Raw genomic sequence first — 802 nt, 5'->3', positions numbered from 1 at the left:
CCTGCTCGGGCGGACCGCCGCCCTTCTTCCTCGCCCTGAGGGCATCGACAAAGCGCCGCCGGGAGTGGGCCATGCAGCCGATGTGGGTGGCCCGTTCCAGCGTGCGCCATGCGGTATAGCCGTCACTCATCACGATGCCGCGGTAATCGCCGAGGAAGGCCTGCGGGTGGATTTGGCCGCGGCCCGGCTGATAATCCAGAAGAACGATGGGCTCGTGACTGCCGTTGCCGCTGCGATAAGCCCACATATACGATGTGCTGGTGGCCTTTTTGTCCTCCTCCTTGAGGACCTGAACCGTCGTCTCGTCGCCATGGATGAGAGGCTGCGATCTGAGCCGCAGCTTCAGGGCGTCATAGATGCGGGAGAGATGTTTCTCGCTCGAGCCGATCACCCAGCGACCCAAAGCGCCGCGGCTGACCGGAACGCCGGCGCGTTCGAAGGCCTGCGCCAGGCGGTAGAGCGGCGTGCCATCGACATATTTATGAACCAGCGCGAACGCCAGCGTTGAGGCCGTGGCAACGCTGCCCGGCAGCGGCTGCGTCGGCATCGGCGCGGTCACGACAGGGGCGTTGATCCCGGTGCGATCGCAATGGCGGCACGCATATTTGAAGCGTACGTTCTGTAAAACCTTCGCCTTCACCTCGATATGAAGTTGCTCGGTGATAGCCTCGCCCATGCGATGCATCTGGCCACGGCAGCAAGGACACGCCTTCTGATCGTCGGGCAGGTCATACTCGACGCGCTCACGCGGCAGGGTCGCCGGCAGCGGCCTGCGGCCGCGCTTCTTTCCCGTTGTGTTTTT

1 protein-coding gene is annotated in these 802 nt (G+C 63.8%); it reads right to left on the bottom strand.

Annotation, left to right across the window (positions count from 1 at the left end; genetic code table 11):
- Window positions 1-802, bottom strand: an 802-nt coding sequence (gene tnpC, locus H8B02_RS47560; RefSeq protein ID WP_229172558.1) for an IS66 family transposase, incomplete at both ends; no start/stop codon positions are given.

The sequence above is a fragment of the Bradyrhizobium altum genome, from assembly GCF_020889705.1.
GTDB lineage: Bacteria > Pseudomonadota > Alphaproteobacteria > Rhizobiales > Xanthobacteraceae > Bradyrhizobium > Bradyrhizobium altum.
The sequence above is the reverse complement of the archived record's forward strand: the minus strand, read 5'-3'. Positions and strand labels throughout refer to the sequence as shown.